This window comes from Pelagibacterium sp. H642 (assembly GCF_031202855.1).
GTDB lineage: Bacteria > Pseudomonadota > Alphaproteobacteria > Rhizobiales > Devosiaceae > Pelagibacterium.
The window spans coordinates 668,614-690,005 of the sequence record NZ_CP101829.1; the positions used below are offsets into that span (position 1 = coordinate 668,614).

The 21,392-nt window shown below is 62.8% G+C and carries 25 protein-coding genes; 9 read left to right on the forward strand and 16 right to left on the reverse strand.

Features of this window, described 5'->3' with window-relative positions:
- Positions 1–8: 8 nt before the first annotated feature.
- The 4 genes from NO934_RS03365 to NO934_RS03380 are packed head-to-tail and all read left to right on the forward strand — an operon-like array spanning position 9 to position 1,874.
- Positions 9–242 (forward strand): exodeoxyribonuclease VII small subunit, encoded by a 234-nt coding sequence (locus tag NO934_RS03365; RefSeq protein ID WP_309162268.1) that lies wholly within the window; start codon positions 9–11, stop codon positions 240–242.
- Positions 243–257: 15 nt separating this feature from the next.
- The gene (locus NO934_RS03370; RefSeq protein WP_309162269.1) at positions 258–845 is read left to right on the forward strand and encodes an SCO family protein; all 588 of its coding nucleotides are present in this window, start codon (positions 258–260) and stop codon (positions 843–845) included.
- Entirely contained in the window at positions 842–1,576 is a 735-nt protein-coding gene (locus NO934_RS03375) for a TlyA family RNA methyltransferase (protein WP_309162270.1), read from the forward strand. The genes NO934_RS03370 and NO934_RS03375 overlap by 4 nt, the downstream gene beginning before the upstream one ends.
- A gap of 16 nt (positions 1,577–1,592) precedes the next feature.
- Positions 1,593–1,874, forward strand: a complete 282-nt coding sequence (locus tag NO934_RS03380; protein ID WP_309162271.1) for a hypothetical protein — start codon at positions 1,593–1,595, stop codon at positions 1,872–1,874.
- Here the strand turns inward: NO934_RS03380 and ribB are convergent.
- From ribB to fabI, 5 genes are all read right to left on the reverse strand, one after another.
- Entirely contained in the window at positions 1,858–2,940 is a 1,083-nt protein-coding gene (ribB, locus tag NO934_RS03385; RefSeq protein ID WP_309162272.1) for a 3,4-dihydroxy-2-butanone-4-phosphate synthase, read from the reverse strand. The genes NO934_RS03380 and ribB overlap by 17 nt on opposite strands.
- A 133-nt stretch (positions 2,941–3,073) precedes the next feature.
- Entirely contained in the window at positions 3,074–4,186 is a 1,113-nt protein-coding gene (gene aroC / locus NO934_RS03390) for a chorismate synthase (protein WP_309162273.1), read from the reverse strand.
- Between the two features lie 801 nt (positions 4,187–4,987).
- Entirely contained in the window at positions 4,988–5,410 is a 423-nt protein-coding gene (locus NO934_RS03395) for a group III truncated hemoglobin (protein WP_309162274.1), read from the reverse strand.
- A 4-nt stretch (positions 5,411–5,414) separates the two neighbouring features.
- Positions 5,415–6,041 carry a histidine phosphatase family protein gene (locus NO934_RS03400; protein ID WP_309162275.1) on the reverse strand — a complete coding sequence of 209 codons (627 nt, stop codon included), beginning with the start codon at positions 6,039–6,041 and terminating at the stop codon, positions 5,415–5,417.
- Positions 6,042–6,094: 53 nt separating this feature from the next.
- Positions 6,095–6,898, reverse strand: coding sequence for an enoyl-ACP reductase FabI (gene fabI, locus NO934_RS03405; RefSeq protein ID WP_309162276.1), 804 nt, complete (start codon positions 6,896–6,898; stop codon positions 6,095–6,097).
- 141 nt (positions 6,899–7,039) lie between these two features.
- On the opposite strand from fabI, the gene NO934_RS03410 reads away from it, so the two are divergent.
- Entirely contained in the window at positions 7,040–8,452 is a 1,413-nt protein-coding gene (locus tag NO934_RS03410) for an FAD-binding oxidoreductase (RefSeq protein WP_309162277.1), read from the forward strand.
- A gap of 55 nt (positions 8,453–8,507) precedes the next feature.
- The gene (locus tag NO934_RS03415; RefSeq protein WP_309162278.1) at positions 8,508–9,065 is read left to right on the forward strand and encodes a hemerythrin domain-containing protein; all 558 of its coding nucleotides are present in this window, start codon (positions 8,508–8,510) and stop codon (positions 9,063–9,065) included.
- A 1-nt stretch (position 9,066) separates the two neighbouring features.
- Here NO934_RS03415 and NO934_RS03420 read toward each other — a convergent pair whose 3' ends face one another.
- The 3 genes from NO934_RS03420 to NO934_RS03430 form a co-directional block, all read right to left on the reverse strand.
- A complete protein-coding gene (locus NO934_RS03420) occupies positions 9,067–10,743 on the reverse strand; it encodes a hypothetical protein (protein ID WP_309162279.1) in 1,677 nt (558 codons plus the stop codon).
- Between the two features lie 79 nt (positions 10,744–10,822).
- Positions 10,823–11,056 (reverse strand): hypothetical protein, encoded by a 234-nt coding sequence (locus tag NO934_RS03425; protein WP_309162281.1) that lies wholly within the window; start codon positions 11,054–11,056, stop codon positions 10,823–10,825.
- 434 nt (positions 11,057–11,490) lie between these two features.
- Positions 11,491–12,234 (reverse strand): SOS response-associated peptidase, encoded by a 744-nt coding sequence (locus NO934_RS03430; RefSeq protein WP_309162283.1) that lies wholly within the window; start codon positions 12,232–12,234, stop codon positions 11,491–11,493.
- Positions 12,235–12,282: 48 nt separating this feature from the next.
- Between NO934_RS03430 and NO934_RS03435 the strand changes: the two genes are divergently transcribed.
- The 3 genes from NO934_RS03435 (at position 12,283) to NO934_RS03445 (ending at position 13,413) form a co-directional block, all read left to right on the forward strand.
- Entirely contained in the window at positions 12,283–12,690 is a 408-nt protein-coding gene (locus tag NO934_RS03435) for an NUDIX domain-containing protein (protein ID WP_309162284.1), read from the forward strand.
- On the forward strand, positions 12,687–13,055 hold the full coding sequence (locus NO934_RS03440) for a TIGR02301 family protein (protein WP_309162285.1): 369 nt from the start codon (positions 12,687–12,689) through the stop codon (positions 13,053–13,055). The genes NO934_RS03435 and NO934_RS03440 overlap by 4 nt, the downstream gene beginning before the upstream one ends.
- An 82-nt stretch (positions 13,056–13,137) precedes the next feature.
- Positions 13,138–13,413, forward strand: a complete 276-nt coding sequence (locus NO934_RS03445; protein WP_309162287.1) for a hypothetical protein — start codon at positions 13,138–13,140, stop codon at positions 13,411–13,413.
- A 632-nt stretch (positions 13,414–14,045) separates the two neighbouring features.
- Here the strand turns inward: NO934_RS03445 and rlmN are convergent.
- The 8 genes from rlmN to NO934_RS03485 all read right to left on the reverse strand — a co-directional run bounded on the left by rlmN (position 14,046) and on the right by NO934_RS03485 (position 21,319).
- Positions 14,046–15,095, reverse strand: coding sequence for a 23S rRNA (adenine(2503)-C(2))-methyltransferase RlmN (gene rlmN / locus NO934_RS03450; protein ID WP_309162288.1), 1,050 nt, complete (start codon positions 15,093–15,095; stop codon positions 14,046–14,048).
- A gap of 86 nt (positions 15,096–15,181) precedes the next feature.
- A complete protein-coding gene (locus NO934_RS03455; protein ID WP_309162290.1) occupies positions 15,182–16,054 on the reverse strand; it encodes a helix-turn-helix domain-containing GNAT family N-acetyltransferase in 873 nt (290 codons plus the stop codon).
- A gap of 32 nt (positions 16,055–16,086) precedes the next feature.
- The gene (locus NO934_RS03460) at positions 16,087–16,656 is read right to left on the reverse strand and encodes a TetR/AcrR family transcriptional regulator (protein ID WP_309162291.1); all 570 of its coding nucleotides are present in this window, start codon (positions 16,654–16,656) and stop codon (positions 16,087–16,089) included.
- Between the two features lie 58 nt (positions 16,657–16,714).
- Positions 16,715–17,623: a lipid kinase gene (locus NO934_RS03465; RefSeq protein WP_309162292.1), complete on the reverse strand. Its 909-nt coding sequence runs from the start codon at positions 17,621–17,623 to the stop codon at positions 16,715–16,717.
- 110 nt (positions 17,624–17,733) lie between these two features.
- Positions 17,734–18,768 (reverse strand): L-threonine 3-dehydrogenase, encoded by a 1,035-nt coding sequence (gene tdh / locus NO934_RS03470; protein ID WP_309162293.1) that lies wholly within the window; start codon positions 18,766–18,768, stop codon positions 17,734–17,736.
- A 196-nt stretch (positions 18,769–18,964) separates the two neighbouring features.
- On the reverse strand, positions 18,965–20,155 hold the full coding sequence (locus tag NO934_RS03475; protein WP_309162294.1) for a glycine C-acetyltransferase: 1,191 nt from the start codon (positions 20,153–20,155) through the stop codon (positions 18,965–18,967).
- Positions 20,156–20,251: 96 nt separating this feature from the next.
- The gene (locus NO934_RS03480; RefSeq protein ID WP_309162295.1) at positions 20,252–20,821 is read right to left on the reverse strand and encodes an XRE family transcriptional regulator; all 570 of its coding nucleotides are present in this window, start codon (positions 20,819–20,821) and stop codon (positions 20,252–20,254) included.
- 36 nt (positions 20,822–20,857) lie between these two features.
- Positions 20,858–21,319 (reverse strand): Lrp/AsnC ligand binding domain-containing protein, encoded by a 462-nt coding sequence (locus NO934_RS03485; RefSeq protein WP_309162296.1) that lies wholly within the window; start codon positions 21,317–21,319, stop codon positions 20,858–20,860.
- Positions 21,320–21,392: the final 73 nt, after the last annotated feature.

Sequence of the window (21,392 nt, forward strand, 5' to 3'; positions counted from 1 at the left end):
GAGCAGCCATGACCGACATTGCCGATATGAGCTTTGAAGCGGCGCTGGACGAGCTTGAAAAGATCGTCGCGCAGCTCGAAGGCGGCAAGGCCCCGCTGCAGGAATCGATCGCGATCTATGAGCGCGGCGAGGCGCTCAAGCGCCATTGCGAAGCCCTCCTCAAGCAGGCCGAGGCGCGGATCGAAAAGATCACGCTGGCAAGGGATGGAACTCCAACCGGCGTCGAGCCGCTGGATCAATAGCTGGGAATTCAGGCCGTGCTGGCAAAAGTGCGCATCGTTTTGTGGGCCCTGGTGGCCCTCGCCGCGATTTCGGCGACGGTGATCTTCTTTACCCGCCCAATCACGCCGTCCGGCTCGATGTTCGGCGGGCCGTTCGAGATGGTCTCGACGGCGAGTGGGGAGACGTTCACCCAGGACGATCTGGTCGGTACGCCGACGCTGATGTTCTTCGGCTACACCTATTGCCCCGATGTCTGCCCGACGACGCTGGCCGAAGCGACAGGGTGGAAGGAACAGCTCGGGCTCAGTGACGACGAGCTGCGCATCATTTTCGTTTCCGTAGACCCGGCGCGCGATACGCTCGAGCACACCAAGGCCTATCTTTCCAATTTCGGGCCGGATGTGATGGGGCTCGTGGGCGATGAAGCCCAAACCGAGCAGATCAAGCGCTCCTACGGCGTTTTTTCCGAAAAGGTCGAATCCGAAAGCACGACCGAATATCTCGTCAATCATACGGCCTCGGTGTTCATGATCGACGATGAAGGCGAATTCTTCGGCACCATCGCCTGGGGCGAGGACACCGATGCCGCGCTCGACAAGGTGAGACGGCTCACCGAAGCATGAGCCGCATCCGGCTCGACATTGCGCTGGAGCAGCGAGGGCTGGTTCCCTCCCGAGCGCGGGCGCGGGACGCCATCTTGCGCGGCACGGTCACCATCAACGGACATCCAGCCTCCAAGCCCAACCAGCAGGTTTCCGAAAGCGACGTCATAGCGCTCGATGATCCTGCCGCAGCATATGTCTCACGTTCAGCCCTCAAACTGATTGCCGGGCTTGATAGCACGGGCTTTGATCCACGGGGAAAAGTCTGTCTCGATCTCGGTGCATCCACGGGCGGTTTCACGCAGGTGCTCGCGGAGCGGGGAGCTGCCAAGATCTATGCCGTCGATGTCGGGCATGGGCAGTTGCATGCCGATGTGGCTGCGCTGCCCAATGTCGTTTCGCTTGAGGGCACCAATGCCCGGGATCTGGGGCCGGAGTTAGTTGCCGAACCCATCGAGATGCTGGTTTGCGACATCAGCTTCGTGTCGCTCACCAAGGTGATCGAGGCACCGTCGGCGCTTTGCCTGCCGGGGGCCGAAGCGGTGCTTTTGATCAAGCCGCAATTCGAGGTGGGGCGCGACCATATCGGCAAGGGCGGCATCGTGCGGGCTGGACCGCATGTGGAAGAGGCAATCGCGGCGGTTATCGCAAAAATGTCAAATCTTGGATGGATACTGGTCGCTCGGATGCCCTCTCCGCTCAAGGGCGGTGACGGGAATATCGAGCAACTCGCCGCCTTCAGGCGCGGCTGAACCCGAGAGTGGCTGAATGCTGCGGATCGTCGTGGTCCCCTTTGCCCTTGTGCTGCTTTTGGCCGGCGCCATCATCACGCCGACGCCGCTGCCGTTCGGCATTCCGATGATGGCGGTGGCGATCTTCTTGCTGATCGGGTCCTCCAAACTCGCCCTGCGGCTGGTGCGTCGGCTGCGCCGGCACTGGGGCTGGCTCGACAGCCTGCTTTCCATGTTCGAGGAACGAACCGCCGGATCGGTGGCGCGCACCTTCCGGCGGTCGCGGCCGCGGCGAAAACCCGCTATTCCGAGATCGTGATCCCGAACGCTTCCAGCCCGACATAGCGGCGCGAGCGCGACGAGAGGGGACGGATGGCCGTGATGCCCAGATCGCGCAGGATCTGCGCGCCAAGGCCGACTTCACGCCATTCGGCTTCGCGGTCGCGGGCCGAGGCGTGGTCCTCGCGCTCGGCAAGCGCTGCCTGGCTATCGTGAGCAACGCCAGCCGTGCCCTCACGCAGATAGACGAGGACGCCGCCGGTTCGGGCGAGATCTTCGATGGACTGGTTGAGCTTGGAGGCGCCGCCGAAGACGTCGGCGACGATATCCTCGCGCTGCAGGCGCACGGGGGTAGCCTCGGCGGGGCTGGGGTTGCCGAAGACAAGGGCCAGGTGCTGCACGCGATCGAAGGGCGTGGAATAGGCGTGGGCGATGGCACGGCCGGCGATGGTTTCGATATCGAAGCTCGCGACGCGCTCGACGAGCTTTTCGCGGCGCTGGCGGTAGGCGATGAGGTCGGCGACCGAGATCAGCGGCAGATCGTGTTTTTGCGCAAAATCGGCAACCTGCTGGCCACGGGTGACGGTGCCGTCATCGTTGACGAGCTCGCAAATGACGCCGACATCGGGCAACTCGGCAAGCTTGCACAGATCGACCGCCGCCTCGGTATGACCAGACCGCATGAGCACACCGCCGCGCCGGGCGATGAGCGGGAAGATATGGCCGGGGCGGGAGAAATCCTCGGCGCCGATATTGCCATTGGCCAGCGCCCGGACGGTCGCCGTACGGTCATCGGCCGAGATGCCGGTGGTGGTGCCGTGCTTGAAATCGATCGAGACGGTGAAAGCGGTCGTGTGAGCCGAATCGTTGACGGCGACCATGGGATCGAGGCGCAGCTTTGCGGCGCGCTCGCCTGAGATCGGCGCGCAGACGATGCCGGAGGTGTGGCGGACGATGAAGGCCATCTGCTCGGGCGTGATGGTCGAGGCGGCGGCGATGATGTCGCCCTCCCCTTCCCGGTCGTGATCGTCGATGACCACGACCATGCCGCCATTTTTCATGGCCGCCAGAGCGGTTTCGACGCGGCGGTCGGATTCACTGGTCATGCGGACTTGTTCCCGGCACGGATCAAGGCCCCCTCACCTGGCCTTTGCTGCGCAAAGCCCGACCTCTTCCCCAAGGGAGAGGTGAAGGCCGGGCAGCCGTGAGTTGATCCGGTGAGGGGACCTTTCGTGAAACTCATTGGGAGAAACCTACTCCGCCTTCGCGTCCTGTTTGGCCGCGATGGCGCAGGAAATGGTCGGCGAGGACGCAGGCCATCATGGCTTCGCCGATGGGGACGGCGCGGATGCCGACGCAAGGGTCGTGACGGCCCTTGGTGATGATGTCGGTATCCTCATTGTCGGTGGTAACCGTCTGGCGCGGGGTGAGGATGGAGCTTGTGGGCTTGACCGCGAAACGGGCAACGATGGGCTCGCCCGTCGAGATGCCGCCCAAAATGCCGCCGGAGCGGTTGGAGAGGAATTGGGGCAGCGGCCGGTCCGAACGCATCTGGTCGGCGTTCTCCTCACCGGTCAATTCAGCCGCGCCCATGCCCTCACCGATCTCGACGCCCTTGACGGCGTTGATCGACATGAAGGCCGAGGCGATATCGGCGGAAAGCTTGCCGTAGATCGGGGCACCCCAGCCGGCGGGCACGCCTTCGGCAACGACTTCGACCACGGCGCCGACCGAAGAGCCGGCCTTGCGGATGCCGTCGAGATATTCCGCCCATGTCTCGGCGGCCTTGGAGTCGGCGCAAAAGAAGGGATTCTGGTCGACCTGATCCCAATCGAAATTGGCATAGTCGATCTTGTGTGGGCCGATCTGGACGAGGGAAGCGCGGATGGAAACCTGCGGAATCACCAGGCGCGCCACGGCGCCAGCGGCGACGCGGGCGGCGGTTTCGCGCGCCGAGGAGCGGCCGCCGCCGCGATAGTCGCGGATGCCGTATTTCTGGTGGTAGGTGTAATCGGCGTGGCCGGGACGGAATTTATCCCGAATGTCGGAATAGTCCTTGGAGCGCTGATCGGTGTTTTCGATCAGCAGCGAAATCGGCGTGCCGGTGGTGCGCAGGCCGTCGGTGCGCTCGTCCTCGAAAACGCCGGAGAGGATTTTCACCTCATCGGCCTCGCGGCGCTGGGTGGTGTAGCGCGACTGGCCGGGCTTGCGGCGGTCGAGATCGCGCTGGATCACTTCGGCGCTGATGGGGAGATTGGACGGAACGCCATCGACGACCACCCCGAGCGCGGGGCCGTGGCTTTCGCCCCAGGTGGTGAAGCGGAAAAGGTGGCCGAAGGTATTGTCGCTCATTGGGAAGCCCCGAAATTGGTGAGTGTGTTCTAGGCAGCGCGGGAAAGCGGGTCAATCGTTCGATGGGAGGAGGTTGTGGTGATTTCTGCGGTTGTCCCTGGGAGAGGCTGTCCCCTCACCGGCCTGCCGGCTCTCCTCTCCCCACGAGGTTCGGCACGGTGGCCAAGGGCACGAGCAAGCGCCCGACGGCCATGGGCCTCGGCTGATGATTGGATAGACGGCATGGGGCGATGAACGCCTCGTGCTGTATTTGTTAGTATGAAGCGACCATCGCCCCATGCGTCCGGGGTTTTGGGCCTGGTCGTCCTCTCATGCTGGGGCCAATCCCCGCTGGCTTTCGCCAGTACACCCTCGGCCTTACCGTGGGCTGGCGCTGGGAACGTTTCTGCCTCCGCTGGGACGACTCCCAACGGACCCGAACCGATCCCGCCCAAACGTTCGTAGCGCTTGCGTCCATATGCGCGGGGTCGTGAGGGGGAGTATGGGGCAAGCGCAGAGGGCGGGGATAAGTTTTTTGCAAAGAGGGCGTGGAGGCCTTGCGGGTCTCCGGGTCCAGCCCGAAGACGACGAGGTGGGTGGGGCGGTGCTGCGGCAAGTGCCGAGGGCGGCGCGCATACCTTGCCCCGGGTCAAGCCCCGGGTGACACGGTGGGGGTGGAAGAGGTGAGTGAAAGCATCAAACATTTTTCGGCACTCCCACCTCTCGTTCGTCATTGTCGGGCTTGACCCGACAATCCGCAACGCTGCCGGCGGTGCGGGAGAGGTTTGAGGGCACACTCCATGCCAGACCGAATCCCCTACGTCAGCGCGAGTGCCGCGGTGCTCTGATTTCGCTGCGCATGGTGCCGATGGAGAGTTCGAAATTGTCGGCGATACGGCGGGCGCGGATCATGAATTCGTGGGTGATCTCTGGGCTGAAGATCTCGCTCGCGGTTTCTTCGAACAGGGCCAGCCAGCGGTCGAAGTGGATGTCTTCGAGGGGCAGGCGCAAGTGGGGGTTCAATGGGCGGCCGGAGTAGCGGCCGGTGCGCAGCATGATCGAGGACCAGAAATCGGTGATCTGGGCGATGTGGTGGTCCCAATCGTCAACGGCGCGATTGAAGATCGGGCCAAGCACTTCGTCCTCGCGGGCGCGGCCGTAGAAGGTCGCCACGAGGCGGGCGATATCGGGATCGGTGATGTCGGGATGGGCCGGACCCGGGCGGGTCAGCGGATTGTCGTCCACAAGCTCACCAAGTCTTTTGCGCTGCGTGCAGGGTCATGCCGCCGCCGACGAAATGGGCGATGACGCCCTGAGGCGGCTGCCAGTTGAGCACTTCGGCGCGTTCGACACCCTCGACAAGATGGCGGAGGACGCGCAGCACGCCGCCATGGGCGACGATGATCGAATGGTCGGTCAATTCGCGCGCGAAATCGAGGAGGCGCGCGGCCACATCATCATAATTTTCGCCATTGTCGGGACGGAAGGTCCAGTAGCTGGCATCGCGTTGGCCCGGCGCCAGGGCCTGGCGTTCACGGGCGATCTCGTCGTGCAGCATGCCCTCGAAGGCGCCGAAGGAAATTTCGACCAGCCGCTGGTCGTAGATCACCTCGGGCAGATCGACATCGAAAGCGGCGCGCATGCGTTCCATGGTCTCGCGGGCGCGACTGAGCGGGGAGGCGTACCAATGGAATTTGCGCGGATCGGCCCCCGCTTCCTCGAGCAGGAAACGCAGAAGGTGGCCGTTGGAATCGGCCTGCTTGCGGCCGGTTTCGTTGAGCGGGATATCGCGGCTGCCCTGGTAGCGGCGTTCGCGGTTCCAGTCGGTTTCGCCGTGGCGCGCGAAGTAGAAATCGGGCCAGGTGACCTGGTGCATGGCAGTTCCAAACGATTCGGAATGAAGGGCGCGGTACCCGCGCCCCGAAAGGCTTATTGGCCGGCCGGTGCATCCTTGGGCATGGCCTTCATGCCGATGATGTTGTAGCCGGAATCGACATAATGGACTTCGCCGGTCACCGCCGTTGAAAGATCGGAGAGGAGATAGAGGGCAGAATTGCCGACTTCCTCGATGGTGACGTTCTTGCGCAGGGGAGCGTTCTCTTCGTTCCACTTGAGCATTTCGCGCAGATCGGAAATGCCCGAGGCGGCAAGCGTCTTGATGGGGCCGGCGGAAATGGCGTTGACGCGGATGTTCTGCGGGCCGAGGTCGGATGCGAGGTAACGCACCGAGGCTTCCAGCGCGGCCTTGGCGACGCCCATGACGTTATAGTTGGGCAAGACCTTTTCGGCGCCGTAATAGGTGAGCGTCAGGATCGAGCCGCCATCTTCCATGAGCGCCTCGGCGCGCTTGGCGAGCGCGGTCAGAGAGAACACCGAGATGTTCATGGTCAGCGCGAAATTGCCCGGAGTGGTGTCGACGTAACGGCCCTCGAGCTCTTCCTTGTTGGAAAAGCCGATGGCGTGGACGAGGAAATCGAGCTTGCCCCATTTCGATTTCAGCACGTTGAACACCGCGTCCATGGCGTCGGGGTCGGTCACATCGCATGGCAGGACCAGATCGGAGCCGAACTCGGCGGCGATCGGTTCGACGCGGCGGTGCAGCGCCTCGCCCTGATAGGTGAAGGCCATTTCCGCTCCCTGCCCATGCAGGGCCTTGGCGATGCCATAGGCAATCGAGCGGTTGTTGGCGACGCCCATGATGAGCCCGCGCTTGCCTTCCATCAAACCAGCCATGGTGTTCTCCGGTATCGGTTTCGTTACCGCCGGTTTTGGCACAGGGGATAGGAACGGGCAAGGTGCCACAGGGGTTGGAACATCTGGCCAGTGCCATTTGCCGCATGCGATAATGCGGGCGGATTCGAAGACGGGATTTTCATGACGCTTTCCAGAGACCAGATCGTTCCGGCCCTCATCCAGCTTCTCGGCGCCGAGAGCGTATTGGCCGAGCCGGCCGAGATAGCGGGCTATCTTTCCGAACCGCGCCGGCGGTTCCACAAAGAGGCGCAGGCGATCGCCCTGCCCCGCACGGTGGCCGAAGTGCAGGCGGTGATGGAATGGGCCCACGAGGTGGGCGTGCATATCGTGCCGCAGGCGGGCAACACCGGGCTGGTGGGCGGACAGGTGCCGCTTTATGGCGACGAGGTGATCGTTTCGATTTCCCGACTCAGGGGCGTGCGATCGGTGGATGCGGCGGCGGGGCATATGACGCTCGACGCGGGGACGACGCTTGAGGAGGCCCATGAGGCCGCCGAGGCAGCCGGGATGATGTTTCCGCTCTATATCGCCTCGCAGGGGTCGGCGCGGATCGGTGGCGTTTTGGGATCGAACGCGGGCGGGGTGCAGGTGCTTTCCTATGGCAATGCGCGGGAATTGTGCCTCGGGGTCGAGGCGGTTTTGGCCGACGGGTCGATCTACAACGGGCTCAATGCGCTGCGGAAGGACAATACCGGGTACGACCTCAAGGACCTGCTGGTGGGTTCGGAAGGAACGCTTGGGATCATCACGGCGGCAACGCTGAAGCTTTATCCCAAGCCCGAGACATACGAGACGGCGCTTCTCAATGTGGCTTCGCCACAGGCGGCGCTGGAGGTGTTCGCGCAATTGCGGGCGCGGGCGGGCAATACGCTCACGGCGTTCGAATTGATGCCGCGGATCGGGTTCGAGTTTCAGCTAAAGCACGGCATGATCGCGCAGGACCCGACGGCGGCGGTGTCGGGGTGGTATGTGCTTGCCGAGATTTCGGTGCCCAAGGGTGGCCGGGGCGGAGCACTGTCCGAGACGATCGAAGATATGTTCGAGACCGGGCTGGTCGCCAATGGGGTAATTGCGGATTCGCTGGCGCAACGGCAGGCGTTCTGGGTGGCGCGCGAGCAGATGAGCGAGGTGCAATCGCGCGAGGGGGCGTCGATCAAGCACGACGTTTCGGTGCCCGTGGCGGCAGTACCCGAGCTGATCGCGCGCGGGAGCGAGGCCGCAGCGCGGATGGTGCCGGGGATCAGGCCGGTGCCGTTCGGACATCTGGGGGATGGCAATATCCACTTCAATTTCTCGCAACCGGAGGGCGCGGACCCCAAGGCGTTCATGGACGGCGCTGAGGCCGTGCATGAGGTGGTTTACGCAGTGGTGCGCGAGTTGGGCGGATCGGTTTCGGCCGAGCACGGGATCGGGCAGCTCAAGACGGGACTGCTCAAGGCGGTGAAGGATCCGGTGGCGCTCAAGATGATGCGGGCGATCAAATCGGCGCTCGATCCCAAAGGGATACTCAATCCGGGAAAACTGCTGGGGTAGAAATCGGGGCGGGAATGCATAGATTGGGGCTCAACCTCACAGGCCCTAGATTCCCATGCTTCTCGACATCTCTTTTCTCGACGATTCCACGCGCCCGCGCGCGCCCAAGCTCGATACGACGCCGCAACAGAAGGTTTACGGCCAGCATTTGAAGGCGATCCACGATCATCTGCGGCAGAACACCAAGGTGCTGCGCACGATGATCGACGAGATCATGGAGGGCAGGAAGACGGCGGAAGAGGTCGAGGCGGAAGCCGAGGCTCTGACCATGGTCACCAATTTCCGCCGGTTCGGGAATTTGTGCGGCCAGCATTGCCAGGTGGTGCATACGCACCATTCGATCGAGGACGCTGGTTTTTTCCCGGTGCTGTCGCAAAAGGGTGAGGCCTGGAAGAAGGTTACCGACCGGCTTGCCGCCGAGCATGAGGTGGTCCATGCGCTGCTGGTCAAGCTGATCGGCGCGCTTAACACGCTGGTGCGCGAGCCCAATCAGGACAATTTCGCTGCCGCGGTCGAAATCAACGACGCGCTTGAGCGGGTGCTGCTCTCACATCTGAGCTACGAAGAAGATTCGATCGGGGATGCGCTGGGCTATTTCAACATCTGGGCCTGACTCACCCCTCCTCGGGAACGGGCGAGTTGGTGACCGAGATGTCGAAAGCTTCGAGAAACTGGCCGGGATCGGTTTCCATCAGCATGAAGGTGGAAAGGCCCGCCGCCCCCTCCCCGGCCGCCCGGCCTTCGACGACCAGCCTGCCGCCGGTCTGGATGAAATCGACCACCGGCTGCCAGAGCGCCTGAAGCTCGGGGGCATCGGTGGTCAAGTCCTCGGACGCGGTCTTGGCCAATTGCGTGCGCGATTCCCGGACTGACAACCCGTCGGCGTAGCCCGCGACTTCGGCGACCAGGTCGATGAAACCGGTGTCGGTGGCTTCGGTCATGAAGGAGGCAAGACCCAGTTGCAGCGCCGCGCCGAGCATTTCAGCCTCGTCGTAGGAGAACAGCGCCTCGGTGGCGTTGGCGATGGTGACAGATGCGGTCATCGAACCCAAATCGCCCCATGTGTAGGACATGGAGTCGATCTCGATGGTCTCGGCCTCACGATCCCAATAGATGGCGCCGCTATAGTCTATCGGGGTAGAGGCCAGGCCCATGAGGGCAATGAATTCCTGCTCGGCCGGGTGGTCGAGTTGGAAATTCATCACCTGATCCTGGATGGAAAAGGAAATGCTGGTCGGCAGGCCGTTGAACCATTCGCCCACATCGACGCTCATTTCGCCCAGGCTTAAGGCGATGCGCTCGCCGGAGCTTCCGTCAGCAACGTCCATTTCGACGCCGGAAATCGAAAAGCCCGAGATATGCGGCATGGTCCTGCGAGCGGCTTCAAAGCTCGCGCTCTCGAGATCGAGGTCCTCCAATTGCAGCAGATGGCTGTAATCTGTGGCGCCCCAGCGCGCGGAAGCGATGCTCACCAGGGCCGGCTCCCCATCCTGGAAGCCCGTGACGGAAAGATCGGCGAGTTCGATTTCAGGCCAAAGGCCGGGAGTAAAATTGCCCGCCGTCACGCCGCCGATCTGGAAATCTATCGGACGCCCATCTGCATTCGGGCCTTTGCACCGGAAGCCGCCGAACTCCAACCCATCGAGTTGGAAGCTGGACATGAAAGTGAGAAAGGCTTCGCCTTCCGCATCATCGCCCGCTTCGGCCAGCGCCTCCATGGCCGCCAACTCCTGCGGGTGGATGCTCAATGAGCCCAGATGGGTAGCATTGAATGCGCATTTGGCCTCGTCGGTCTCATGATGACCGCCTGAAAAGCTGAAACTGGAAAAGACGGGGACGAAAGCATCGGTTTCGAGCGGGGCGGTCTGACCGCTCAGGGCGAGGATGGCGCCGATATCGAGATCGGAGATCGTGACCAGCCCGAACTCGCCGATCAGCTCTTCGCCTTCGATGACGGTAATCGAATCGATGGCCGCCGTGCCCGCGACGCCGTCGACAACATTGGCCAGCACCAGCTCGGAAAGCACCGTCACGGTGCCGTCGGGCGCAACGGCCTCCAGCCGGTCGATGGTTATGGTCAGCGCGTCCAGCGCGGCGAGCCCATCGAGATCGGCGTCCGGATCGCCATTGAGAATGGCGGCCAACGCGGCTTCGTCGAGGGCAGAATCGGTTGCCTCGAAACCCGAGATTTCGATCTCTGCCTCCTGGGCCCAAGCGACCGAGGGCACAAGCGCGAGACCGAGAACAAGCGTTGCGGCGATAGAGCCGGATCGGGGTTTGGTCTGGCGCACGGCACACTCCTTACTGCAAAGGCAGGTGTCTTTGTGCCAGACCGGGTGCACCCTGATCAAGTTTTGGCGGAGAACCCGGTCAGGCCACCATTCCCTCATCGCCACCATCGGCGGGCTTGAACGAACCGGCAAGGCTGGCCGCGTCCTCGACCACCGCTTCGGCAGCGGCGCGCGCTGCCTCGATGGATTCGAAAATCTTGCCATCGAGCGGGAACACGCCGAGCTTAACGGCCATGAAGCGGAAGTCCGTGCCGTTGGGAACAACGACACCCTGGGGTTCACCGGCAACTGAAATAACGATTGGCTTGGTCATGATCGAAACACTCTGCGAAATGCGATGCCGCCCAGCCCAGGGGCGGTGCTAACAGTCTTATGTGAGGGTCTTGTGACGGGGCGGGCGGCGACTTCCGTCAGTCGCGCTTCCGAACCGCAAAAGTGGCGGCCACTTTTTCTGGAAGCGCTCTATTGTCGCGCTACGCGCCACATCCAGGAGCGACACATGAGACCGGTACGTTTGAGATTAAATCGTACGCAGGAGGTCTCGGACGCGGTCAGGCGTGCCCATGCAGTGTGTTTTACCATTTGCCGTTCTCCAGCCTGACCTCGGGGCACCTTAGCTGGTGCCACGAAGCAGAAATAACAAGGCTTGACGAAAAGATCGAGTGCGAATGTGCCAAATCGGCGACCGCTGGCGAAAATTCCTGCCCCCAGAACGGACAATGGAGGAACCGGTTCCGGGCATCGATGTCAAAAAAGGTCGAGCTGCGCCGACTTTTTTCCCTTGACGGTCATGGACTTGTCATTGGTCTCGGGTTGGAGATTCTCGCTGACCGGCTCGATAAGATCGGGGCCTTCATTGACAGCGGAATTGACGCGTATCGAGACCGGATGGGAGGCCATCGTTCCTTGCGGCTGCGGGACCACGAACGATTCGACGTCACGAAATCTTACATTGCGAACATCGAGCCATTGGTCGATCTGCTCGCCCCGCATGATGGCGGGCATGCGATCATGGATGTGCTCAACATCCGGGCCGGCGGGAACGGTGATGGTCGCCACCGTATCGATCTCCTCCCCGTCGGGGCCCATCCAGCTCGAATAAAGTCCGGCCAACGCGATCGGCTCGCCGCTCTGGTGCGTGATGTAGTAGGGCAGCTTTTTACCGTTCGGCAGCGTCTTCCACTCATAGTAGCCCGAGGCCGGCAGGATGCAGCGCTTGTGCCTTACCGCGTCGCGGAAGGCGGGTTTTTCGGCCATGGTTTCGGCCCGGGCGTTGACCAGCAGGGGAAACTCGCGCGGATCCTTGACCCAGTGGGGCACAAGGCCCCAGCGCGCGAGCTTGGCCGTGCGCCGGCTCTCATCGTTCCAGATGGCGATGACGGGTTGAGTCGGGGCAATGTTGTAGCGCGGAACGGAGTGAATTAGGTTGTCCGTCATAAAGATCTGGCGCATCGCCTCATCAGGCAAGGTAACCGCGTATCGACCGCACATGATTCATCGTTCCCGTTCATTGCCCAATATAGACAAGGCAGCTGCCAGATGAAGCCCGACGCCTGTTCTATCGGGCTTTTCCACGGAGACGAGGTGCTGCTGATCCAGCGCGCCTACGCTCCTTTCATGGGCTTTTGGACCTTTCCCGGCGGGCGGATGGAGCCTGGCGAGACGCCGATCGATTGCGTGCAGCGCGAGCTGTTCGAGGAAACGAGGCTCATCGTCGCCGACCCCATCGAGGTCCTCGTCGAAACGGTCGGCGAGGCGGAAAAAACCTACAGGCTGGCGGTATTTGCGGCGCGCTGCCCGATTTCGGCTCCGATCACCAGCCCGGAAATCACCGACTGGGAGTGGGTGCATGTGGACGAGGTCCAAGCCTATCGCACCACGGCGGGCCTGGCCCGAATCATCAAAACCTGCGCCAGGACGCTGGGCCTTACGGGCATAGAGCCATGAGGCGAATCCGAGCGCTCGGAGTGGCGCTGTGCATCGCGATTGCCCCCCTGCCCGTCTTGGCCGTCGATCCGCCCTATCAGGCGCAGATGGAGCGGCTGTCGGAAATCCTGGGTAGCCTTTACATGCTCACCCCGCTCTGTGGCGACGTCACCACCGACTGGCGTGGGCAGATGGCTGAACTGATCGAACTCGATGAGCCGGACGAGGACCGGCGCGCCAGACTGGCCGGGGCGTTCAACGCCGGTTACGAAGCCTATGCGCGATTCTACCGAAGCTGCACGCCCTCGGCGCAGACGGCGATCGCCCGGCTTTTGGCGGAAGGCGACACCCTGGCGCGGGACATCCACCAGCGCTACGCCGAGTGAGATTTCCCCAATTTGGGGCGCCGCGTTAACCAATTGGTCATTTCCCCTTAGCAGCGCCATAAAGGCGTGGTAACTAGCGGCCATGACCACGCGCACCACTTTTCCGTTTCCCACCGAGTCCACCGGCATCGAGGCCGAGCAGGAAGAGCGCCAGATCGCGCTCGAATACCTGGCGGATGCCTGGAATGCGGCCGACACCGATGGAATCGACACCGAAGCGCTGGCCCATGCGGCGCTTTTCGCGGCGATCGCAACCCTGGTGCGCGATTATGGCGAAGAGGCCGTGGCGCAATTGATCGGCAACATTCCGGATCGAATCAGCAACGGGGAATACACCCTGGATCGCGTCTTGCAGTAGGGGCTTCCCCGATCCGGTTTCCTCGCGCAACTTTGTCGGGCGCCGACGCAAGCGTCGGCTTGCACGTTGCGGTATCGAATCAGCAACGGCGAGTATTCCCTGGATCGCGTCTTGCAGTAGGGGCTTCCCCGATCCGGTTTCCTCGCGCAACTTTGTCGGCGCCGACGCAAGCGTCGGCTTGCACGTTGCGGGTATCGAATCAGCAACGGCGAGTATTCCCTGGATCGCGTCTTGCAGTAGGGGCTGACTGCCAACTCAGCCTCGGCGGCCCGGCGAGGTTCGGCTGCTGGGTTCCGGGGCCTTTCGACCGTAGGTCTCAAGGCGTTCGTGCGCTGCCAAAGCTCCACCGGAGCTTTGCCTCCGGCCAAGGCCGAATCGCTTCTCACTCCCGGAATGACAGGGATTTGTTTGTGGAGACGGTGGGACTTCCGATGAGGAGTGGTCACGTTCTCCACCCTCTCCTTCGTCACCCTCGGGCTCGAGGGGTGTGGAAACAAACTCCTGCTGAGTTGCGTGGGAGCGTTGCGGGTCTCCGGGTCTAGCCCGAAGACGACGAGGGGAGAGGTGGTGTCCTTCGGGAGAACGCCGTGGCTGGGAAGCGCCTGCTAAATTCGACCGCCTGATCGCTGTCCCTAGCGCTTGGCCACCGGCAATCCCTGCACATCGCGCAGCCAGAGTTGGCCGCAGGCGGCGGTGATGTCGCGGCCTTGGGTGTCGCGCACGACGATGGGGATGCCGGAGCGTTCGAGGCCGGCGCGGAACAGCGCGAGGGTGCGGTCATCGGTGCGGCCCAGCGCGATGCCATCGACGGGGTTCCAGCGCATCAGATTGATGCGGGCGGGCTGGCCGACGAACATGGCGCAGAGCCGGTCGAGATCGGCGCGGGTGTCGTTGATTCCCGGCAGGACGAGATAAACGAAGGTCACGATCCGGTTGTGGCGCTCGGCCCAGGAGAGCGCGCGAGCGACGACTTCGGAGATGTCGTGCTTCTTGCTGCCGGGGATCAGCGCGGCGCGGCTTTCCTGCGTGGTGGCGTGGAGCGAGATGGTGAGATTGAGCTTCAGATGCTCCTCGCGCAGGGCCTTGAGTGCCTTGGGAATACCGATGGTCGAGACCGTGATGCCCGAGGTGGGGAACGCCATGCCAGCGCGGTCGCGCAGGATGCGAATGGCCTTGAGCACGTTTTCGTAATTGTTGAGCGGTTCGCCAATGCCCATGAAGACGATGCGGTTGACCTTGGGGCCGAGGCGCAGGACCTGTTCGACAATCTCGCCGGACGTGAGATTGCGCTTCAAACCCGCCTGCCCCGAGGCGCAGAAACGGCAGGCGAAGGCACAGCCGACTTGGGAGGAGACGCAGGCGGTGAAGCCATCATGCCGGCGGATGAGCACGGTTTCGATGGCGTAGCCGTCGGGCAGCGCGAAGAGAAATTTTTCAGACCGCGTGCCGCGCTCGCGCGAGCGCAGGGTGAGACGGCGCAACTCCACCCCCTGCTCTTCGGCCCAACGGCGCAGGGGCTTGGGCAGATCGGCGTGGGGCGTGAAGAGATCGCGATAGGCGATGGGTCGGGCCGAACGCGCGTTGAGGCGCTCGAACGCGGCGCGGTCGAGATCGAGGGCGAACGGAGGTGCAGCGGCGCGCGGTGAGGCGGCCGCGGTTCGGGTGAGAACTGCGGAAGTCATGGGGCATCAGGAGGTTCAGAATGCAGGCTATTCCTGCGACCCTTTATTTATAACCGTTATGACGGTTATATTCAAGCCCGGAGGGTTCAGAGCCGCTTTTCGAAGAAAAAGTCCGGATAGGGATCGTCGTTGTAGCGGTCGATCTCGGTCCAGCCGGATTTGCGATACATCGCTATGGCTTCTGGGAGGGCGCGGTTGGTGTCGAGACGGATGATCGTGTGTCCCAGTTCGCGAGCGGCGTCCTCGGTGGCGGCCATAAGCCGCTTGGCGAGGCCGAGCCCGCGGGCCGAAGGCGCGACCCAGAGGCGTTTGGCCTCGGCGTAATCGATCCCGCCCTTGAGCCCGACACAGCCGATGGGCAGACCATCGGAAAAGGCGACGAGAAAGCTGCCGCGTGGGCGGATCATGTCGTTGGCGTCGGGATCGCGGGACAGCGAAACCTCGAAGCCGTTTTCGAAGCGGCGGGCGAGTTCGGCATAATATTCGCCGAGGCAATAGCGGGCGGGTTCGGAGCGGGGATCGACTTCTTCGAACACGATGCGATCGCGGCCCAGGGCGGAGGCGACAAGGTCCATGGCAGCCAAAAGCGCCTCAGGGTGCGGGTGGCGGGAGAGGAGGGCTTTGGCGCGGGTGTTGGAGATATCCTCATAGGCCTCGAATTCACGCTGGCCTGCCTGGGTGAGCGCGGCGATGCGGCGGCGGCCGTCGGCGGGATCGGGGCGGGTTTCGATCAGCCCTTCATCCTCGAGGCCACGCAGCAGGCGACTCATGAGGCCGGAATCGAGGCCGAGATAGTCGCGGACTTCGGCTATGTCGGTGCGGCCATGGCCGATGGCGTTCAGGACTCGCGCCGAGCCGAGGGGGCGGCCTCGCCCCAGGAACGACGTATCGAGGGCGCCGACCTCCGAGGTGACGGCGCGGGAGAAGCGGCGGAAGCGGGCGACGGGATCGAGTGACATAATATCTGACTTAGGTCAGATATCCGGCGTCGTCAATCGAATGCGTGATCGGGATAGAGGATTTGCAGCAGGTGCCGGGTCCGGTCGATGACGAATCTGTTGAGCGCACCCGGCTTGTCGATCAGCCACTGCATGGTGGCGCCCTGGATCACCGATTGAATGAGGCCGGCGGCGGTTTCGGGATCGTGCGGACCAGCGGGAAGACGCTCGAGGATGGCGGCTCGGACGAGATGGTTGCGTTCTTGCGCCAGGGCGTTGAGGCGGTCATCGACCACATCGCTCCATTCGAGCAGCAGGTAACCGGCAAAGCCATCCCCTGCCCCCATGCCGTCGATCAGGTCCTTGAGCATGGTCCAGAGAGGAGTAAGCCCAACATCGTTGGGGGCGGCAGCAAAATAATCGCGCACCTCCTGGGTGGAGCGCTCCATGACCTTGAGATGCAGGGTCGCCTTGTCCGAGAAGCGCTGGATGAGCGCAGCGCGGGATATGCCGACAGCGCTGGCGACATCGCTCAGGGTGAAACTGGACGGGCCGCGGGTGAGGAGCACCTGCTGGGCGGCGGCGAGAATGGTGTCGTCGGAATGGAGCTTGGGTCTGGGCATTGCCGTATCCGGTGGTCAGGGCCTTGGATGACAGACAAGCGCCGTCTTTGGCAAGGCTTCAGGAATAGGCGTAGCTGGGCGGCACGAAGACGGTGATGGCTTTGGGGCGGATTTCGAAGCGGGCCGGGGTTTCGGTCACGAGGTCTCCATCGAGGTTGACCGGCTGAGGCCGGCGGGTGCGGATTTCGAAGCCATCGCCCTTTGCCGTGCGAACCTCGGTCCAGGTGCCATGCGTGCCATTGCGGAAGGCGCGGAGCATCAAAAAGAGTTTCAGCACGTCGCCGGTTTCGAGGCTGTAGAGATCGAGCGTGCCGTCATCGATCTTGGCGTCGGCCTCGACCACGGTGCCGCCACCATAATAGCGGCCGTTGCCCACTGCGATTTGGAGCGATTTGACCTTGGTGACCTCGTCGCCTGAGACGATTTCAGCGGAGAAGGGGCGCACCGTGGTGACCAGTTGCAGCGCCGTCAGCGCATAGCCGAGCTTGCCCCAGCGGCGTTTGACGTCCGGGGAGAGCTTGTTGGCGAGCTGGGCCGAAAGCCCGATGCTGGCGACGTTGAAGAACGGGCGGCCATTGACCACCCCCACATCGATGGCGCGGGTATGGCCGTCGGCGATTATGTCGGCGGCTTGCTGGAAGCTTTCGGGAATATGCAGCGTGCGGGCAAGATCGTTGGCGGTGCCCATGGGAATGATGCCCATGGGCAGGCCGGTCTCGATGATGGCCGGGGCAGCCGCGTTCATGGTGCCATCGCCGCCGCAGACGATGGCCAGATCGACCTCATGGCGGCGGCGGGCAATGTCGGTGGCCAATTCGTCAGGGGATTTGAAGCGCTCCACGGTGACGTCGAGTCCGCGAAAGCGCAACCGCTTGGCGATGGGCTCGACGGCCTGGCTACCCCGGCGCGCATTGGGATTGACCAGCATCAGAGCGCGCCGGACTTTCGGAGGGGAAGCTTCAGTCATCAAATCGGTTTCCGGCCACGCGGTGGATCATAAAAGCGGATACCCCACCTGTTGATCCACCCTATAGGGAGAAATTGCGGCGCGGACGTTACGATTTGGTCATGGCAGGTCTACCAATCAAGTACGATCTTGCCTGCGCCGCCCTGAATGGCGCTTTGGAAGGCGGTATCGAACTGGTCGGCCGGGAAGCGGTTGGTGATGACCGGGCGGATATCGAGGCCCGATTGCAGCATGGCCAGCATCTTGTGCCAGGTCTCGAACATTTCGCGGCCGTAGATGCCTTTGATGGTGATCATCTTGAGGACCATCTTTGCGAAATCATATTCGAACGGTTTCGACGGCAGGCCGAGCATGGCGATCTTGCCGCCCATCACCAGATGCTCGGTGAGGCTTGCCATGGCGGCCGGGGCGCCGCTCATTTCGAAGCCCACGTCGAAGCCTTCACTCATGCCGAGGGATTGCGCTACCGCTCGCAGGTCTTCCGAGGTGTTGATGGTGATGACGGTGGGCTCGGTCTTTTTGGCGAGTTCGAGCCGGTTGTCGTTGGGGTCGGTGATGACGACATGGCGGGCGCCTACATGCTTGGCGACCGCCGCGCTCATGATACCGATTGGGCCGGCGCCGGTGATCAGCACGTCCTCGCCCACCAGATCGAAGGCGAGCGCGGTGTGGACTGCATTGCCCAGCGGATCGAGGACCGAGGCGAGTTCGTCATCGACGCTGTCGGGCAAGGGCACGATGTTGAAGGCCGGGATCTTCACATATTCGGCGAAGGCGCCGGGGAGGTTGACGCCCACGCCCTTGGTCTCGGGATCGAGATGGAAGCGCCCTGCCCGACTCGCGCGGGACTTGAAGCCGATCACATGGCCTTCACCCGAGACGCGCTGGCCGAGCTTGAGGTGGCGCACATTGGCGCCCAGTTCGGCGATGGTGCCCGAATATTCGTGACCGACTGTCATGGGCACGGGAATGACGCTTTGGGCCCATTGGTCCCATTTGTAGATGTGCAGATCGGTGCCGCAGATGCCGGTCTTGGCGACCTTGACCAGCACGTCGTCGGGGCCGATCTCGGGAACAGGAACCTCTTCCATCCACAGGCCCGGCTCGGCCTTGGCTTTGACGAGGGCTTTCATGGTGCGGGGCATGGGTATTCTCCGGCAATGGTATAGGGGGCAAGCGCTGCGCCCCCCTCATCCGTCTCGCTTCGCGAGCCACCTTCTCCCACCAGGGGAGAAGGGTAGACCGTGGCAGCGTTTCGGCTGGAAACTCGAGAGCAGTCAAGGAAGCCCCCTTCTCCCCTGGCGGGAAAAGGGCCGGGGATGGGGGCGCAGAGCTTCAGCATCAAATCACCCCAAGCTCTTTCCCCACACCGATAAAGGCATCGATGGCGAAGGTGATGTTGTCTTCCGAGAGCCCAGCCGACATCTGGGTGCGGATGCGGGCCTTGCCCTTGGGGACCACGGGGAAGGAGAAGGCCGAGACGAGGACGCCGCGATCCTGGAGAGCCTTGGCCATCTGCTGCGCCTTGACGGCGTCGTAGAGCATGACTGGGATGATGGGGGTTTTACCCGGAACCAGATCGAAGCCCGCTTCGGTCAGGGCTGTACGGAAACGGGTGGTGTGCGCCTCGAGCCTGGCGCGGCGATCGTCGGCTTTTTCCGCGATCTCGATGGCCTTTATGGCGCCGGCGGCGACCGAGGGCGGCAGGGCGTTGGAAAACAGATAGGGCCGGGCGCGTTGGCGAAGCAGGTCCACCACCGGCTGCGGGCCGGCGATGAAGCCGCCCATGGCGCCACCGAGCGTCTTGCCGAAGGTGCCCGAGATGATGTCAACGCGGTTGCCGGCGCCGGTGAGGGCGGGCGTTCCCCTGCCCTTTTCACCCAGATGGCCAGTGGCGTGGCATTCGTCGATCAGAACAGCGGCCTTGTATTCTTCGGCCAAGTCGCAGATTTCGGGCAGCTTGGCGATATAGCCATCCATGGAGAACACTCCATCGGTGACGATGAGCTTGAAGCGCGCGCCATCATCATCGGCGGCCTGGAGCTGGAGGCGGAGATCGTCCATGTCCGAAGTCGAAAAGCGGTAGCGCTTGGCTTTGGACAACCGCACGCCGTCGATGATCGAGGCGTGGTTGAGGGTATCGGAGATGACCGCATCTTCCGGACCGAGCAGCGTTTCGAAAATGCCGCCATTGGCATCAAAGCACGAGCCGAAAAGAATGGCGTCGTCCTTTTCGAGATAGCGCGCTACGGCCTGCTCGAGCTCCTTGTGCAGTTCGTGGGTGCCGCAGATGAAGCGCACGGAGGCCATGCCGGAGCCGTACTTTTCAAGCGCCTGGATGCTGGCCTCGACCACTTCAGGATCGTTGGCCAAGCCGAGATAATTATTGGCGCACAGATTGACCATGGTGCGGCCGCCGACGGTCACCTCGCCCTGTTGGGGCGAACCGATCACCATTTCGGATTTATAGAGCCCTTCATTGCGAATCTCATCGAGCGTGCGGCTGAGATGCCTGGCAAAGCCGTCCATCATGGTGGTCACTCCTGTTTGCTGGATGCAATTTCCAATATATCGGATTTCGTGTCAACGCTGTTGGAGAATGCGCGTGAAGCGGCAAGCGTTGCGGGATCAGTTGTAAAGGACGACCAGCCAGCCGCTCGCCACAGCGTCCGAGGTATTGGAAATGGCGTGCGGAACGTCGGCGGCATAGCGGGCAACTTCGCCGACGGTGAGCGCGGTGGTGGTTTCGGCGCTGGTGACGGCCAGCCCGTCGGTCAGCGCCGTTAAGTGCTCGCGGGTGCGCGGGGCGTGGGGCGCGCTGGTCAGCGCTCCGCCAGGATCGATCTCGACCAAATACCATTCGGTCTTGCCGGCCAATGCCGGGGGGGAAAGAATTTTCAGCCGGCACATGCCATCGGGCGAGGCGATCAGGGGGACATGATCGGCGGGGACGACATCGATCAGCGCCGATTTGCGCGCCACCGCATCGCCGGAAACCAGATCGGAAAATTCGATGTTGAGCGCCTGGGTGAGGCTCCAGACCACGGCGAAGGTGGGGTTGGTTTCACTGCGCTCGATCTGGCTCAGCATGGAGCGCGAAACCCCCGACAGCCGGGCGAGCTGCTCCAGCGTCAGATGCCGCGCCTTGCGCGCCTGCTGGATCACCGGGCCGATCTGGGGAGGTGTGACGTCGCTCATGGCACACAGATAGAGAGGAAAGCGGGACGCCGCAATTCAGATTGGCAGCGGTCCGTCGGATTTGACCTCTTCCATTACCGGATAGGTGCGGGTTTCCGAAACGCCGGGGAGGTTGAGCAGCACGTCGCCGAGGAAGGCGCGGTAGTGGCCCATGTCGGTGACGCGGGCCTTGACGAGATAGTCGAAACCGCCGGCCACCATGTGGCATTCGAGAACTTCCGGTGCCAGACGGACGGCTTTGGAGAATTTGTCGAAGGCGTCGGGGGTGGTCTTGTCGAGGGAGACTTCGACGAACACCAGAAGCTCCAGCCCGACCATGTGCGGATCGATGCGGGCGGTAAAGCCTGTGATGTAGCCCGCCTTTTGCAGGCGCTTCAAACGATCGCTCATCGAGGTGGGCGGCAGGCCGACGCGGGCGGCGAGTTCTGCGTTGGTGATGCGGCCATCCGCCTGGAGTTCGTTGAGAATGCGGCGGTCAGTGCGGTCGAGCTGAGACATGTTCAAATCCTTGGCGGCAATCCCGTATATTCTACGGAAATGGCTTTTTTTGAACAGTGGTTATCCGGCGGAA